This is a genomic window from Streptomyces sp. NBC_00353 (assembly GCF_036108815.1).
In the GTDB taxonomy this organism is placed as follows: Bacteria; Actinomycetota; Actinomycetes; order Streptomycetales; family Streptomycetaceae; genus Streptomyces.
Genome location: NZ_CP107985.1, coordinates 6004487 through 6016831, shown reverse-complemented (window position 1 = coordinate 6016831; position 12345 = coordinate 6004487). Strand labels below are relative to the sequence as shown.

Sequence of the window (12345 nt, the reverse complement as noted above, 5' to 3'; positions counted from 1 at the left end):
GCCTCTTCCTGCTGCTTCCGGTCGCGGTCCGATAACAACTGCCCCTGGAGTCACTACCGTCCCGTAAAGTGCCCACAAGCGCTCTCTTGAACATGTTCAAGAGAGCCTCCTGGGGAGGGGGACTGCACAGATGCGCAGCGGAGCGAAGGTCGCCGTGATCGGCGGAGTGTTCGTGCTGGTGGTCGGCGGCGTGGGGTACGGGGCGTACAACGTGCTCGACGGGCTCGGGGGCGGCGGGGGCGACGGAGCGGACGGCCGCCCCGCCTCCGCCGCGGTGAAGACGGGGCCGCCGAGCAAGGCGGAGATCAGCGAGACGTCGAAGAAGTTCCTCGAGGCCTGGGCGGCCGGCGAGGCGGTGGACGCGTCCCAGCTCACCAACAACGCGACCGAGGCCGAACCGGCTCTGCGCGGATACGGCGCCGACGCCCACGTCACCAAGGCGGTGATCACTCCGGGCCCGGCGACCGGCACGACGGTGCCGTTCACGGTGAAGGCGACCGTGAGCTACGAGGGGAAGTCCAAGCCCTGGTCGTACTCCTCCGAACTGACCGTCGTGCGCGGCCTGACCACCGGCCGGGCGCTGGTCGACTGGAAGCCCTCGGTGATCCACCCTGATCTGGCGGACGGCGAGTCGCTGAAGACCGGCGAGGCCTCCGCCCCGTCGATCCAGGCGCTCGACCACAACGGCAGGGTGCTGACGAAGGAGAAGTACCCGTCGCTGGGGCCGATCCTGGACGCGCTGCGCGAGAAGTACGGCGAGAAGGTCGGCGGGAAGGCAGGCATAGAGACCTGGATCGAGTCCACGGGCGAGGACACCCCGGACCAGACGCTGCTGACGCTGTCCAAGGGGAAGCCCGGCAAGCTGCAGACCACGCTGGACGCGAACATCCAGGCGGCGGCCGAGAAGGCGGTCAAGCAGTACAGCCAGGCCTCGGTGGTCGCGGTCCGGCCGTCCACCGGCTCGATCCGCGCGGTCGCCAACAACCCTGCGACCGGCTTCAACGCGGCCATGCTCGGCAAGCAGGCACCCGGATCCACGATGAAGATCGTGACCGCGTCGATGCTGATCGAGAAGGGCTTCGCCTCGGCGAACCGCCCCGTCGAATGCCCGAAGGACGTGATGTACCAGGGTCGTACCTTCCACAACCTGGAGAACTTCTCGCTCCCGGACACCGACACGCTCACCACCAGCTTCGCCCGCTCCTGCAACACGGCCTTCATCAAGCTGATCGACGACGTGGACGACGACTCCGCGCTCGCCAAGGAGGCCCGGGACGTCTTCGGGATCGGCCTCGACTGGAAGACCGGCTCCGCGTCCTTCGACGGCAGCGTGCCCGAGGCCAACGGCGGTGAGGCCGCCGCGCAGTACATCGGCCAGGGCACCATCCAGATGAACGCACTCAACATGGCGTCCATCACCGCCACCGCACGCAACGGCACCTTCCGGCAGCCGGTCCTCGTGCCGCAGGAGCTGGACGGCCGTCAGCTGGCCACCGCATCCCGTTCGCTGCCCGCGTCCGTCTCCCAGCAGGTGACGAACATGATGCGGCAGACCGCGAGCTGGGGCACCGGCAAGGCGGCGATGGCCTCGGTCGGCGGCGACAAGGGCGCCAAGACCGGTTCGGCGGAGGTCGACGGACAGGCCACGTCCAACAGCTGGTTCACCGGCTTCAGCAACGACCTCGCGGCCGCGGCTGTCGTCCAGTCCGGTGGCCACGGTGGCGACGCGGCGGGCCCGGTGGTGGCCCAGGTGCTGCGCGCGGGGCCGTGATGTGCTCCACCCGGGGTCCGGTGGCCGAAACAGAATCGCGTGCCCCGCTGGGCGGCCGCTAGCGTGCGGGGCATGAGTACTCCCGACGCGACGGCTCCCGTCACCGCAGCTCCTGAGGCCGCAGCTGCCGAAGCCCACCCCCGATTCGCCGAGGCCCTGCGCGAGCTGGGCCTCGATGTCGAGGTCCGCCGTTTCCCGGAGGCGACCCGTACGGCCGCCGAGGCCGCCGCCGCGATCGGCTGCGACCTCAGCGCCATCGTCAAGTCGCTGATCTTCGAGGCCGACGGGGCGCCCGTGCTGGTCCTGATGGACGGCTCCTCGCGGGTCGACGTGGAGCTCGTGCGACGGGAACTGGGCGCCGGGAAGGTCAAGCGCGCCGGGGCCGACCTGGTCCGGGAGACCACGGGGTACGCGATCGGCGGGGTGCCGCCCTTCGGCCACCGTACGAAGACACGGGTGCTGGCCGACCGCGGGCTGCTCGACCACGACGTGGTGTGGGCCGCGGCGGGCACCCCGCACACCGTCTTCCCGCTCGACCCCAAGACGGTCATCGGGCATGCCGGCGGCACCGTGGTGGACGTGCGCGAGCAGACGAAGTGACGCCGCTGGTCGTGGTCGCGGTCCTGGCCGCGGCGATCACGCACGCCAGCTGGAATGCGATCGCACACGCCATCAAGGACCAGCTGCTCTCCTTCACCCTGATCTCCGGGGGCGGGGCGCTGCTCGGCGCGGTCATCGCCTGCTTCGCACCGCTGCCGGCCGCGGAGGCGTGGCCGTATCTGATCGCCTCGGCGATCCTGCACGTCGCCTACATGGCGCTGCTGATGCGGTCGTTCACGCTCGGAGACTTCGGCCAGATGTACCCGATCGCACGTGGCACCGCGCCCCTGGTGGTGACGGTGCTCGCGGCGGTCTTCGTCGGCGAGCGGCCGGACGGCTGGGCGACGGCGGGGGTGGCGGTCGCCTGCGCCGGGCTCGTCGGCGTCGCGCTCTGGGGCATCCGGGGCTCGCAGACCCGTCCGCACTGGCCGGCGATCACAGCGGCGCTGGCGACGGGGCTGGCGATCGCCGGTTACACGACCGTCGACGGGGTGGGGGTCCGGGCCTCCGGCACCCCGCTCGGCTACATCGCCTGGCTGATGATCCTGGAGGGGCTCGCCGTCCCGGCGTACACGCTCTGCCGCCGCCGCGGGCAACTGGCCGCCCAGCTGAGGCCGTTCGCGGCACGGGGGCTGCTGGGCGCGGCCCTGTCGGTGGCCGCGTACGGGCTGGTCCTGTGGGCGCAGACGAAGGCCCCGCTGGCCCCGATCGCCGCCCTGCGCGAGTCGTCGATCATCGTGGGCGCGGCGATAGGGACGGTGTTCTTCAAGGAGCGGTTCGGCGCACCGCGCATCGCGGCGGCCGGGCTGATGGTCATCGGGATCGGGCTGATGCTGCACACGAGTTGAGCGCGCCGGCGCCGGTCCCGGGCGGCAGCACACGTGCCCTGAACGGACGTGACACCCGAGGATCACCTGTCACGTCCGTACGCGAGAGGCATGCCGCCCGGCGGCGGCCACCCGGCTTATTCCTCCGCGATCGCCCTGCGGAAGCCTGTGTTCACAGCGAGCAGGCCGCCGTCCACCCGCAGCGTGGTCCCCGTGATCCAGGACGCGTCGCGGGAGGCGAGGAAGGCGACCGCGGCCGCGATGTCGTCCGGTTCGCCGACCCGGCCCAGCGGGTAGACCGCGCTCACCCGGTCCAGCTCGAGGTCGCGTCCCGCCCAGGCGTCCGTCCGGATCGTGCCGGGCGCCACCAGGTTGACCCGGACCCCGCGCGGACCGGCGTGACCGGCGAGCGTACGGGTCAGACTGCCCAGTCCGGCCTTGGCGGCGCTGTAGGCGTGGTTGCCGAAGTCCTGCTCGCCGTTGACCGAGCCGATGTTGACGATCGCGCCCCTCCCCGACGCCACCAGATGCGGCAGAGCGGCGCGCGAGCAGCGGTACGGGCCGGTGAGCGTGGCATCCAGGTCGGCCTGCCAGACGTCGTCGGGCTCGTCCTCGAAGAGCGGGGTGTCGGGGGTGCAGCGGTACGCGTTGTTGACCAGCACGTCGAGCGTGCCGAACGCCTCGACCGCACGGGCCACCGCGGCCTCGACCGCCGCCCGGTCGCCCACGTCGCAGGGCAGCGCCTCGGCGGTGGCGCCCGTCTTCCGTATCGCCGCCGCCGTGTGCTCGGCGCGGTCACCGTCCAGATCGGTCACCAGGACGCGCGCGCCCTCGCCGGCCAGCCGGCGGGCCGTGGCCGCGCCGATGCCCTGTCCCGCGCCCGTGATGAGTACGCCGTATCCGTCGAACCTGGAATCACCGGTAGGAGTCATAGCGCCGACCGTACTGCTCTGACCAGGGCCTGGGCACGGGGATCGGCGGTGACTCCCTTCTGCAGACCGTTCGTCACATAGCCGAGCGCGATGCCTGATTCGGGGTCGGCGAAGCCGAGCGAGCCGCCGCGGCCCGGGTGGCCGAAGGAGCCGGGGGCGAGGAGCGGGGCGGCCGGGCCGTGCAGCATGTAGCCGAGGCCGAAGCGGGTGTTCACGACGAGCACCCGGTCCGGGCCAGCGGACTCCTCGGTGCGGGCCAGGGTGAGTGTGGCCGGGGCGAACAGCCGGTGGCCGTCGACCGCGCCGATCATCGCGGCGTAGCAGCGGGCCAGGGCGCGGGCGGTCGCGATGCCGTTGGAGGCGGGGAGTTCGGCCGCCCGGTAGGCGGGGTCGTTCTCGTCGGGCAGCGGGTCGATCGCGCCGAACGCGCGACGGGTCAGCGACTCCGGGTCGCGGTAGGCCTCCGTGACCGACCGCTTGGGGCGCAGCCGCAGGGCGCCGCCGTTGCCCTGGAGGGCGGGTGCCTCGACCGGTCCGATCCGGCCCACCCGGTGCGCCTCTTCCGCCGGCAGCCCGAACCAGAAGTCCAGGCCGAGCGGGCGGGCGATCTCCTCGGCGACCCAGCGGCCCACGGTGCGCCCGGTGACCCTGCGCACCAGCTCGCCGACGAGCCAGCTGTACGTCTGCGCGTGGTAGCCGTGCGCGGTGCCCGGTTCCCACTGCGGGCACTGCGCGGCGACGGCCCGCGGCCCGGAGATCCCGTCGGCGGCCTCCTGCGGCGTCAACGGCCGGTCGAGGGCGGGGACCCCGGCCCGGTGGGCGAGGAGATGGCGTACGAGGACGCGTTCCTTGCCGGCCGTCTTGAACTCGGGCCAGTACGTGCCGACCGGCGCGTCCAGGTCCACCTGGCCGCGCTGGTGCAGCAGCAGCGGTACGGCGGCGGCTATGCCCTTGCCCGCCGAGCGGACGATCTGCACGGTGTCGACGGCCCATGGCTCCGCGCCGTCGACGTCCCTCGTTCCGGCCCAGAGATCGACGACCTTGCGCCCGTCCCGGTAGACGGCGACCGCGGCCCCCCGCTCGCCACGGTGCTCGAAGTTACGGATGAAGGCGTCCCTGACCGGTTCGAATCCGGCCGCCACCGTGCCCCGTACGTCCACGCCTGCTCCTGCACTCCCGCTCATCCCCCCATGGTGCATGGCGCCGCAGGTGAGCTGTACCGCGGGTGACGTTCAGCTCAGCACGATCGAGACGTCGATGTTTCCCCGGGTGGCGTTGGAGTAAGGGCAGACCTGGTGCGCGCTGTCCACCAGCCGGGCGGCCAGCTCCTGGTCGACGAGGGGCAGCGACACATTGAGCGCGACCGCGAGTCCGTACCCGTGCGCCCGGTTGGGGCCGATACCGACCTTGGCGGCGACCGTCGAACCGCTGAGGTCGTATCCGGCCCGTCGGCCCACCAGCACCAGCGCGTTGTGGAAGCAGGCGCTGTAACCGGCGGCGAACAGCTGCTCGGGGTTGGTCCCGTTGCCGTCGCCACCGAGCGCGGGCGGCATCGCCAGCCGCACATCGACCTGGCCGTCCTGGCTGGTGACATAGCCGTCACGACCACCGTGGGCGGTTGCCTCCGCCACGTACATGATCTTCGTCGGCCTGGCGTCCTCGGTCATGCAGCACCCCCGCGATAAAGACGTGTGCGCAAGAACGTTGCCCACAACACATCCGAGCGGACCGCACGCTACCAGCGGGTAGCAAGGTCGGCCGGGGTGGGGTCGGCGGGTGCGGTCCGCCGGTGTGCCGACGCGCGCGGCGAGGGCGTGCAGCTCCGCCCGCAGCCGCGCCATCCCGCCCTCCCCGAGCCCCGCCCCCCGTCGGCAGCGGAGGTCGCGGCCCGCTGCGCCGTGTACACCGCGAAGCAGAGCTGTTCGTCGAGCGGCAGCGAGGCTGCGGGAAGGCCGGTGTCGCCGTCGGTCACGCCCCCATTGCCACGGAGCGCGGGTCGAACCCGAAGGGCAGCTCCAGACGGTGGGCGCGCATCAACTCCTCGTCGCAGAGCAGGTCATGCGTACGGTCGTCGGCGGCGATGACACCGTCGCTGAGGATGACGGCGCGCGGGCAGAGCTCCAGGGCGTACGGCAGGTCATGCGTGACCATCAGCACGGTGACGTCCAACGACCGCAGAATGTCGGCGAGCTCACGCCTCGAAGCGGGGTCCAGGTTGGACGACGGCTCGTCCAGGACGAGGATCTCCGGCCGCATCGCGAGCACGGTGGCCACGGCGACGCGCCGGCGCTGACCGAAGGAGAGGTGATGCGGGGGCCGGTCCGCGTACCCCTCCATGCCGACCTGCTTCAGAGCCTCGACGACCCGCTCCTCCAGCTCGGCGCCGCGCAGCCCGGAGGCGGCGGGTCCGAAGGCGACGTCCTCCCGGACGGTCGGCATGAAGAGCTGGTCGTCGGGATCCTGGAAGACGATGCCGACACGGCGGCGGATCTCGGCGAGGTTGCGCTTCTCCACCGGGAGACCGGCGACCCGGACGGTGCCGGCGCCCGCGTCGAGGATGCCGTTGAGGTGGAGGACGAGGGTGGTCTTGCCGGCGCCGTTCGGGCCGAGCAGGGCGACGCGCTCGCCGCGGGCGACGGTCAGGTCGACACCGAAGAGCGCCTGGTGACCGTCGGGGTAGGCGTAGGCGAGGCCGCTGACCTCGAGGGAGGCGGGGGGCGTCGGTGACATGCTCATAGGGTCCATCCCAGCAGACAGACGACAAGGGCGAGGACGGGGAGTGCCGAGGCGTACGCCCACTGGGCACGGGACGCCGTCACTTCGTCGATGACCGGCATCGAGCCGGTGTAGCCGCGACTGACCATGGCGAGATGGACCCGTTCGCCGCGTTCGTAAGAGCGGATGAAGAGGGCGCCCGCCGATGCGGCGAGAACCCCCCACTGCCGCATACCGCGCGCCTCGAAGCCCCGGGAGCGGCGGGCGATCGACATCCGCCGCATCTCGTCGGTGACCACATCCCCGTACCGGATCATGAACGAGGCGATCTGCACGAGGAGCGGCGGCAGCTTGAGCCGCTGGAGGCCGAGCAGCAGGGAGCGCAGCTCGGTGGTGGAGGCCAGCAGCACCGAGGCGGCGACGCCCAGGGTGCCCTTGGCCAGCACGTTCCAGGCGCCCCAGAGACCGGGGACGCTGACCGGGACACCGAGGAGTTCGGTCTGCTCGCCCGGCACCACGAACGGCATCAGCAGCGCGAACGCGACGAACGGCACCTCGATGAGCAGCCGCTTGAGGAGGAACCCGGCCGGGATCCGGGCGAGCACGGCGACCGCGGCGATCAGCGCCGCGTACAGCGCGAACGCCCAGACCGCCTCGCGCGGCGTCGAGACGACGACCACCACGAAGCAGAAGACGGCGGCCAGCTTGCAGTGCGGTGGCAGATCATGGACCGGCGAGTGCCCGTGCCGGTAGAGCTTGTGGGCGTGCCCGGCGCCCATCAGACGGTTTCCTCGGTGCGCGCGCCGAGTGCGTCCGGCGTACGGCGGCGACGCACGGCCCAGAAGACCCCGCTGCCGGCCACGACCGTGGCGCCGACCCCGATCACTCCGGCGAGGCCGCCGGAGATACGGGCGTCGGAGATGTCCCGGACGCCGTAGTCGGCGAGCGGGGAGTCCTTGGACGCATGCGGCTCGGCCTTCTCGTCGATGCCCTGGTCGGCGGCTACCTTCTCCAGGCCGTCCGGGCTGGCGGAGGCGTAGAACGAGACGAAGCCGGCGAGGACGAGGGCGGCGACCAGGCCGGTGGCCCAGACCTTGCGCGTCGACCGGACGGCGACGGGGGCGGTCTCGCGCGCCGGCGCGTCGACGAGTTCGCCGCCGACCCGGAGCTTGAGCGGTGCGGTCAGTCCGCGGGCGCCGTGCACCAGGTCGGGTCGGACGGCGATGACGGCGCCGACGGTCAGCGCGGTGATCAGGGCCTCACCGATCCCGATCAGGACGTGTACGCCGACCATGGCGGTGAAGACCTTGCCGATCGCGATGTCGGTGGTGCCGCCGATCCAGTAGATCAGCGTGAAGACGACCGCCGCGGCCGGTACGGACACCAGCGCGGCGACGAACGACGCGGCCGTCATGGAGCGGCGGGTCCGCGGCAGCACGCCGACCAGGCCGCGGAAGAGGGCGTACGCGACGACGGTGGTCGTGATGCCCATGTCGAGGACGTTGACGCCCAGCGCGGTGAGCCCGCCGTCCGCGAAGAGAATGCCCTGCATGAGCAGAACGACGGATATGCAGAGCACCCCGGTATAGGGACCGACCAGGATCGCGGCCAGCGCTCCGCCGAGGAGATGGCCGCTGGTACCTGCGGCGACCGGGAAGTTCAGCATCTGCACGGCAAAGATGAAGGCGGCGACAAGACCCGCGAGCGGCGCGGTGCGCTCATCGAGCTCGCGGCGGGCACCCCGCAGACTGACCGCAACGGCACCCGCGGCGACGACACCGGCGGCGGCGGAGACGGGTGCGTTGATGAATCCGTCGGGTACATGCATGAAGGAGGCTCCGCTTCCTGCGTTGCTGCGCGGGGTCATGAACCTCTCGATGATAGAGCCTTGTTGCGAACCATTCGCAAGAGCGCATACCTCACAGCTGTGCGCCCCGGCCGCCCCCTCGCCGCGCCAACCGGTCAAAATATGGGACATTGGATGGCAGGAATGAACAAATAGGAGGAGCCGGCCATGTCCCCCGTGATCGAAGAGCACACCGAGGCCCGGCTCATCACCGAGGCCACCGACACCTTCACAGTCCCCGTCGACCTGCGGTACGACGCCGGCTCCGACCCGCGAACCGTCCATGTCGCCTTCCCCGGCGGCACCGACTGGGCCTTCGGCCGCGATCTGCTGGAGGGCGGGATGCGCTCCCCGGCCAGGAGCGGCGCCATCCGGATCTGGCCGTTGGGCCGGGCGCAGCTGGTCGTGGAGAAGCACTCGGCGGACGGCGTCGAGGTGGTCCAGTTCGACAACGCGTCGATGATCCGCTTCCTGCACCGCATCAGCGAGGAGACCAGCCCCGAGGCCGCGCAGGCGGTGACGTCCCGGGCGTGACGGCATGGATGAGCCCCCGTGCCGCTCGCACGGGGGCTCATCGTCGCCCCGGTCCCCCGTCCCCACAGGTAACCGGCGCAGTCCGGGGCCGCGCTCCGCTCAGACGCGGGCCCCGGGGCTCTCAGGGGGGGTTGCCCCCGGCAATCAGACCCGGGTCAGCTCGCGCTCGCCCTGGGCGTCACCGTGGCCCGCGCCGTCGGACGGCGTCTCGCCGAGCTGCTTGCGCAGCCCCTCACCCTCCACGTCGACGTTGGGCAGCAGCCGGTCCAGCCAGCGCGGCAGCCACCAGGCGCGCTTGCCGAGCAGGGCGAGGACCGCGGGCACGATCGCCATCCGGACCACGAACGCGTCGAAGAAGACCGCGATGGCGAGCGAGAAGCCGATCATCTTGATCATCGACTCGCTGGAGCCGATGAACCCGGCGAAGACCGCCATCATGATCACGGCTGCGGCGGTGACCACGCGGGCGCCGTGCCGGAAACCGGTGACGATCGCCTGCGGGGGCTTCTCCCCGTGGACGTACGCCTCCCGCATCCGGGTGACGAGGAAGACCTCGTAGTCCATGGCGAGGCCGAAGACCACACCCACCATGAAGATCGGCATCATGGACATGATCGGGCCGGTCTGTTCGACACCGAAGAGCGAGCCGAGCCAGCCCCACTGGAAGACCGCGACGACCGCGCCCAGGGCCGCGACGACCGAGAGCAGGAAGCCGAGCGCCGCCTTCAGCGGCACCAGCACCGACCGGAAGACCACCATCAGCAGCAGGAACGCCAGGCCGACGACGAGCGCCAGATACGGCAGCAGCGCATCGTTCATCTTCTGCGAGAAGTCGATGTTCATCGCCGTGGAGCCGGTGACCAGGACCTCGGCGCCGGTGTCGGACTTGATGTCCGTGCCTGCGTCACGGATCGCGTGGACCACGTTCTCCGTTTCGGCCGAGCTCGGCCGGTCCTGGGGGACGACGGTGATCATCGCGGTGTCGCCGGCCTTGTTGAAGGTGGCCGGGGAGACGGCGACGACGTGCGGGATACCGGAGATGTCGTCGGTGACCCGGTTGACCGCGGTCTTGCCGTCCGAGCTGTTCGCCGTGTCCACGACGACCATCAGCGGACCGTTGAAGCCGGGGCCGAAGCCGTCGGAGAGCAGGTCGTAGGCGCGGCGCTGGGTGGTGCTGGTGGGCTGGGAGCCGTCGTCGGGCAGGCCCATCTCCAGCGAGGCGGCCGGCACGGCGATGGTCCCGAGGCCGATGACTCCGACCAGCAGCACCCACACCGGCTTGCGCAGCACGAACCGCGCCCACCGGGTGCCCATGTTCGGCTTCGGCTCCGTCTTGATCTCCGCCTCGGCGGCCTTGCGTGCCTTGCGTCCCATCACCCGCTTGCCCGCGAAGCCCATCATCGCCGGGACGAGGGTCAGCGCGATCAGGACGGCGATGGCGACCGTGCCGGCCGCGGCGAAGCCCATCTTCGACAGCATCGGGATGTTGACGACAGCCAGGCCGACCAGGGCGATGACAACGGTGAGACCGGCGAAGACGACCGCGGAACCGGCCGTGCCGACCGCCCGCCCCGCAGCTTCCTCGCGCTCGCGGCCCTCGGCCAGCTCGGCACGGTAGCGGGAGACGATGAAGAGCGCGTAGTCGATGCCGACCGCGAGGCCGATCATCATCGCGAGGGTGGAGGTGGTGGAGCCCAGGTCGAGCACGTTCGCCAGCGCCGTGATCGTCGAGACGCCGATGCCGACGCCGATGAGCGCGGTCAGCAGCGGCAGCCCGGCCGCGATCAGCGACCCGAAGGTGATGACCAGCACGACCGCCGCGATCGCCACACCGATGATCTCGGTGGCGCCGGTCTCCGGCATCACCTGGAGCGCGTCACCGCCGATCTCCACGGTGAGCCCGCTCTGCTGCGCCGCCTTGCCCACGTCCTGGAGGTCGTCCCGTGTCGCGTCGGTCAGCTCCATCGAGCTGACCTTGTAGGAGACGGAGACGTACGCGGTGGAACCGTCCTTGCTGACGGCCTTGCCCGTGTACGGGTCGGTCACCGAGGCGATCTGGTCCGAGCCGGACTTCAGCTCGTCCGCGACCTTGTGCACCTCGGCCTTGTTGGCCGGGTCCGTCATCTTCTCGCCGTCGGGCGCCTTGAAGACGACCCGTGCGGTCGCACCGTCGGCGCTGGTGGCGGGGAAGCGCTGTTCCAGCAGGTCGAAGGCCTTCTGTGCCTCCGTACCCGGAATGGAGAAGGAGCTGGAGGTGGCGGTGGACGCGGAGGCCGCGCCGAATCCGGCGAGCGCCAGCAACGCCACCCAGACGAGGGCGACATAGCGGCGGCGCCGGAAGGCGAACCGTCCGAGTTTGTAGAGGAATGTGGCCACGGGGGCGTACTCCCGGTCAGGTCGTGTGAGTGGAAAAGGGCGTGAGGAACCAGCCCGACGACGAGAGCGGCGTGTCAGGTGGGGCTTGGGGAGAGGGCCGTACGGAGGGGACGGGGTCAGACGCCGAGAGCGGGGAGGATCACGGAGTCGACATAGTCGATGAGAAACGCCCGGTCGACGGCGCGGTCCTCGACCAGCTGCCGAGCGGCGAAAGCGCCGATCAGCATGTGCGGTACATATTTCAGCGCCGGGTTGTCCGGACGCAGCTCACCCCGGTCCACCGCTCGGCGGAGCAGCGTGTCGAGGCCGGTCATCTCCGGCTCGATGAGCAGCTCGCGCAGGGCTTGGTGGAGATCGGGATTCTCGTGGACGGCATGCATCAGGCCCCGCATCAGCGCGGAGTCCTTCTCCATCTGACAGTCGTCGGCACGGCCGAGCGCGGCGTGGAAGTCGCCCCGGAGCGAGCCGGTGTCGATCTCGGCAAGGCCGCCCGGCTTGTTGTGCCGCAGCGCCTTGACGGCCAGCTCCGCCTTGCTCCCCCACTGGCGGTAGAGGGTGGCCTTGCTGGAACGGGTGCGGGCGGCGACGGCATCCATGGTCAGGGCGTCGTAGCCGACCTCGCCCAACAGGTCGAGCACCGCGGCGTACATCTCGTTCTCGCGCTCGGGCGTGAGCCTGGTGCGTGCCATGGTGCGACCTCCTGTTCTCCCGGTCGTACGTCAGTCGCTCGCGCATCAGTCAACC

13 protein-coding genes are annotated in these 12345 nt (G+C 71.0%); 4 read left to right on the top strand and 9 right to left on the bottom strand.

Going from position 1 to position 12345, the window contains the following annotated elements; all coding sequences use genetic code 11:
• The first annotated feature begins 130 nt into the window (after positions 1-130).
• The 3 genes from OHA88_RS27270 (at position 131) to OHA88_RS27260 (ending at position 3219) form a co-directional block, all read left to right on the top strand.
• Entirely contained in the window at positions 131-1771 is a 1641-nt protein-coding gene (locus tag OHA88_RS27270) for a penicillin-binding transpeptidase domain-containing protein (RefSeq protein WP_328627431.1), read from the top strand.
• 72 nt (positions 1772-1843) lie between these two features.
• Entirely contained in the window at positions 1844-2371 is a 528-nt protein-coding gene (locus OHA88_RS27265) for a YbaK/EbsC family protein (protein WP_328627430.1), read from the top strand.
• Positions 2368-3219, top strand: coding sequence for a DMT family transporter (locus OHA88_RS27260; RefSeq protein WP_328627429.1), 852 nt, complete (start codon positions 2368-2370; stop codon positions 3217-3219). Before OHA88_RS27265 ends, OHA88_RS27260 begins: the two co-directional genes overlap by 4 nt.
• Positions 3220-3335: 116 nt before the next feature.
• On the opposite strand, the gene OHA88_RS27255 is transcribed toward OHA88_RS27260, so the two are convergent.
• The 7 genes from OHA88_RS27255 to OHA88_RS27225 all read right to left on the bottom strand — a co-directional run bounded on the left by OHA88_RS27255 (position 3336) and on the right by OHA88_RS27225 (position 8673).
• Positions 3336-4130 (bottom strand): SDR family NAD(P)-dependent oxidoreductase, encoded by a 795-nt coding sequence (locus tag OHA88_RS27255; RefSeq protein WP_328627428.1) that lies wholly within the window; start codon positions 4128-4130, stop codon positions 3336-3338.
• A complete protein-coding gene (locus tag OHA88_RS27250) occupies positions 4127-5290 on the bottom strand; it encodes a serine hydrolase domain-containing protein (RefSeq protein WP_328629808.1) in 1164 nt (387 codons plus the stop codon). The genes OHA88_RS27255 and OHA88_RS27250 overlap by 4 nt, the downstream gene beginning before the upstream one ends.
• 72 nt (positions 5291-5362) lie before the next feature.
• Positions 5363-5797, bottom strand: a complete 435-nt coding sequence (locus tag OHA88_RS27245) for an organic hydroperoxide resistance protein (protein ID WP_267004724.1) — start codon at positions 5795-5797, stop codon at positions 5363-5365.
• A gap of 68 nt (positions 5798-5865) precedes the next feature.
• Positions 5866-6102 carry a hypothetical protein gene (locus tag OHA88_RS27240; protein ID WP_328627427.1) on the bottom strand — a complete coding sequence of 79 codons (237 nt, stop codon included), beginning with the start codon at positions 6100-6102 and terminating at the stop codon, positions 5866-5868.
• Positions 6099-6866, bottom strand: a complete 768-nt coding sequence (locus OHA88_RS27235; protein ID WP_267004723.1) for an energy-coupling factor ABC transporter ATP-binding protein — start codon at positions 6864-6866, stop codon at positions 6099-6101. Before OHA88_RS27235 ends, OHA88_RS27240 begins: the two co-directional genes overlap by 4 nt.
• A complete protein-coding gene (gene cbiQ, locus OHA88_RS27230; RefSeq protein ID WP_313937723.1) occupies positions 6863-7624 on the bottom strand; it encodes a cobalt ECF transporter T component CbiQ in 762 nt (253 codons plus the stop codon). The genes OHA88_RS27235 and cbiQ overlap by 4 nt, the downstream gene beginning before the upstream one ends.
• Positions 7624-8673 (bottom strand): energy-coupling factor ABC transporter permease, encoded by a 1050-nt coding sequence (locus OHA88_RS27225; protein ID WP_328627426.1) that lies wholly within the window; start codon positions 8671-8673, stop codon positions 7624-7626. Before OHA88_RS27225 ends, cbiQ begins: the two co-directional genes overlap by 1 nt.
• A gap of 186 nt (positions 8674-8859) precedes the next feature.
• Between OHA88_RS27225 and OHA88_RS27220 the strand changes: the two genes are divergently transcribed.
• Positions 8860-9225 carry an SsgA family sporulation/cell division regulator gene (locus tag OHA88_RS27220; protein WP_328627425.1) on the top strand — a complete coding sequence of 122 codons (366 nt, stop codon included), beginning with the start codon at positions 8860-8862 and terminating at the stop codon, positions 9223-9225.
• A gap of 144 nt (positions 9226-9369) precedes the next feature.
• Here the strand turns inward: OHA88_RS27220 and OHA88_RS27215 are convergent, their stop codons facing one another.
• Together OHA88_RS27215 and OHA88_RS27210 are read right to left on the bottom strand one after the other, a co-directional pair.
• Positions 9370-11601, bottom strand: coding sequence for an MMPL family transporter (locus OHA88_RS27215; protein WP_328627424.1), 2232 nt, complete (start codon positions 11599-11601; stop codon positions 9370-9372).
• A 116-nt stretch (positions 11602-11717) separates the two neighbouring features.
• Entirely contained in the window at positions 11718-12290 is a 573-nt protein-coding gene (locus OHA88_RS27210; RefSeq protein WP_328627423.1) for a TetR/AcrR family transcriptional regulator, read from the bottom strand.
• Between the last annotated feature and the right edge of the window lie 55 nt (positions 12291-12345).

Excerpts from the sequence above, each read along its gene's own strand:
- OHA88_RS27270 (WP_328627431.1), top strand. The coding sequence starts at position 131 with ATGCGCAGCGGAGCGAAGGTCGCCGTGATCGGCGGAGTGTTCGTGCTG.
- OHA88_RS27265 (WP_328627430.1), top strand. The coding sequence starts at position 1,844 with ATGAGTACTCCCGACGCGACGGCTCCCGTCACCGCAGCTCCTGAGGCC.
- OHA88_RS27255 (WP_328627428.1), bottom strand. The coding sequence starts at position 4,130 with ATGACTCCTACCGGTGATTCCAGGTTCGACGGATACGGCGTACTCATC.
- OHA88_RS27245 (WP_267004724.1), bottom strand. The coding sequence starts at position 5,797 with ATGACCGAGGACGCCAGGCCGACGAAGATCATGTACGTGGCGGAGGCA.
- OHA88_RS27235 (WP_267004723.1), bottom strand. The coding sequence starts at position 6,866 with ATGAGCATGTCACCGACGCCCCCCGCCTCCCTCGAGGTCAGCGGCCTC.
- cbiQ (WP_313937723.1), bottom strand. The coding sequence starts at position 7,624 with ATGGGCGCCGGGCACGCCCACAAGCTCTACCGGCACGGGCACTCGCCG.
- OHA88_RS27225 (WP_328627426.1), bottom strand. The coding sequence starts at position 8,673 with ATGCATGTACCCGACGGATTCATCAACGCACCCGTCTCCGCCGCCGCC.
- OHA88_RS27220 (WP_328627425.1), top strand. The coding sequence starts at position 8,860 with ATGTCCCCCGTGATCGAAGAGCACACCGAGGCCCGGCTCATCACCGAG.
- OHA88_RS27210 (WP_328627423.1), bottom strand. The coding sequence starts at position 12,290 with ATGGCACGCACCAGGCTCACGCCCGAGCGCGAGAACGAGATGTACGCC.